This window comes from Pseudomonas sp. Sample_24 (assembly GCF_004307605.1).
Taxonomy (GTDB): domain Bacteria; phylum Pseudomonadota; class Gammaproteobacteria; order Pseudomonadales; family Pseudomonadaceae; genus Aquipseudomonas.
In genome coordinates this window covers 5,497-7,316 of record NZ_RCNW01000053.1, presented here as the reverse complement: position 1 = coordinate 7,316, position 1,820 = coordinate 5,497, and the positions used below count along the sequence as shown (strand labels likewise).

The 1,820-nt window shown below is 60.6% G+C and carries 2 protein-coding genes; both read right to left on the bottom strand.

The window, feature by feature from the left end:
• On the bottom strand, window positions 1-920 hold a 920-nt coding region (locus D8V06_RS02510), incomplete at its 3' end, for an NADH-quinone oxidoreductase subunit M (protein WP_130930380.1).
• Between the two features lie 39 nt (window positions 921-959).
• Window positions 960-1,820: proton-conducting transporter membrane subunit (locus D8V06_RS30690; protein ID WP_277751281.1), on the bottom strand; the 861-nt coding region annotated here is incomplete at its 5' end.

Here is a 1,820-nt window from a genome sequence, read left to right as displayed (position 1 = left end):
GCCAGGAACGCGCCGTAGAAAATCCCGATCAGACCCAGGGTCATGGCGATCGGCGCGAACTCGGCCGAGGCATTCGGGAACAGCGGCAGGGCGAAACGCAACAGGCCGTAGGCAGCGGTCTTCAGCAAGATACCGGCGAGGTCGACAGAACCTGCGGTCGGTGCCTGGGCGTGAGCATCAGGCAGCCAGGAGTGGAACGGTACGACTGGCAGCTTGACCGCGAAGGCGATGAAGAAGCCGAGCATCAGGATGTACTCGGTGGTCATCGACATCTTGGTTTTCAACAGGTCGGCGTAGTTGAAAGTAATCACGCCGGTTTCGTTGAAGTTGACCAGCACCAGGCCGAGGATCGCCACCAACATGATCAGGCCGGAAGCCTGAGTGAAGATGAAGAACTTGGTCGCTGCGTAGATCCGGGTTTTCTTGCCGTCCGAAGAACTGTGACCCCAGAGCGCGATGAGGAAGTACATCGGCACCAGCATCATTTCCCAGAAGAAGAAGAACATGAACAGGTCGAGGGCGAGGAACACGCCGACGACACCGCCCAGGATCCACATCAGGTTCAGGTGGAAAAAGCCAACGTGACGCTGGATCTCTTTCCACGAGCAGAGTACCGAAAGTACACCCAGCAGACCGGTCAGCATGATCATCAACAGCGACAGGCCATCGAGGGCCAGGTGCACGTTGATGCCAAACCGCTGGATCCAGACGTGCTTGAACTCAAGCGCCCAGGTCGGGTCGGCGCCAGGCGCCGGGGCAAATGAATAATCACCGTTGGCCCACAGCCAGAGGCCGAGGCAAAGCAACAGGGACATGGTGATCAGCGCAATCCAGCGGGGGAGGGTGGCGCCGAAGCGCTCACCCATCCAGCACAGCAGGCCGCCGATGAAGGGGATCAGGATTAGCCAAGGCAGAATCATGACGGGCTCGTTTCCTTTCGCAAATTCGCAAGGTTCATATCAGACCGCTACCAGCACGACGGCGCCAATAACCAGCACGGCACCAGCAGCCATCGAGGCGGCATACCAACGCAGTTGACCGGTCTCGGTACGGCTCAGGGCGGTGTGACCGCCTTTGGCCATGCGCGGGATCAAACCGATGGTCTGATCGAGCGGGTCTTTGCGCAGGATGTGGCTGATCGCCAGGTAAGGCTTGACGAACAGTTTGTCGTAGATCCAGTCGAAGCCCCAGGCAGCGAACCACCAGGCCGAAAGGAAACGGCCGATGCCGCTGTTGGCGATGGCGGTGACGAAGCGACGCTTGCCGAGGAACAGCAGCGCGGCCAGCAGGATACCGGCCAGGGCGATGGCGCCCGAAGCGATTTCCAGGCTGTGCTTGGCTTCGCCGCCGGCATGGCCGACGCTTTGCGGCAGCACGCCGTGCAGCGGTGGAACGATCATTGCGCCGATGAAAGTCGACAGTACGATCAGAACCGACAGTGGCAGCCAGTGGGCAATGCCGTGACCGGCGTGGGCTTCGGTCTTCGCTTCACCGTGGAACGCGATGAAGATCAGGCGGAAGGTGTACAACGAGGTCATGAACGCGCCGACCAGACCTGCATACAGCAAACCTTCGTTGCCGCTGGCGAACGCTTCCCAGAGGATTTCGTCCTTGGAGTAGAAGCCCGCGGTGACCAGAGGCAGGGCCGCCAGGGCCGCGCCGCCGACGATGAAGCTGGCGTAGGCCAGTGGCAGTTTCTTCCACAGACCGCCCATCTTGAAGATGTTCTGCTCGTGGTGGCAGGCAACGATCACCGCACCGGAAGCAAGGAACAGCAGGGCCTTGAAGAAGGCGTGGGTCATCAGGTGGAAGATCGCGCC